This window comes from Sulfitobacter sp. CW3 (assembly GCF_019392245.1).
Classification (GTDB): domain Bacteria; phylum Pseudomonadota; class Alphaproteobacteria; order Rhodobacterales; family Rhodobacteraceae; genus Sulfitobacter.
Window position 1 is genome coordinate 1 of the sequence record NZ_JAHXRL010000152.1, and the last position, 278, is coordinate 278.

Annotated in this window: 1 protein-coding gene; it reads right to left on the reverse strand. The window is 42.4% G+C overall.

Features of this window, described 5'->3' with window-relative positions; genetic code table 11:
* Window positions 1-278, reverse strand: a 278-nt coding sequence (locus KZZ06_RS20580; protein WP_219581829.1) for a hypothetical protein, incomplete at both ends; no start/stop codon positions are given.

The window sequence follows — 278 nt, forward strand, 5'->3', positions numbered from 1 at the left end:
TTGAGATAGTAACAGATATAAGGAACACCGTTAAAAGTCTGGGTGGTGCGCATCCGGTACAACGTCTTCTGCTCTTCTGTCAGGTCATCATTTTGACGCCGAACAATAAAAGGAATGGGTCCCAATAGAGACGCCCACGAAGGGTTGTATTCACGATAGGTCGTGATAAACATGTTATCAGAAACCGTTACTGTAGCTCCCTTTAAACCAATAGCAAAGCACTGAGTATGAGGAAGTTCACCAGGATTAGGATTTTGATCAGGAAAGATGTTATACTT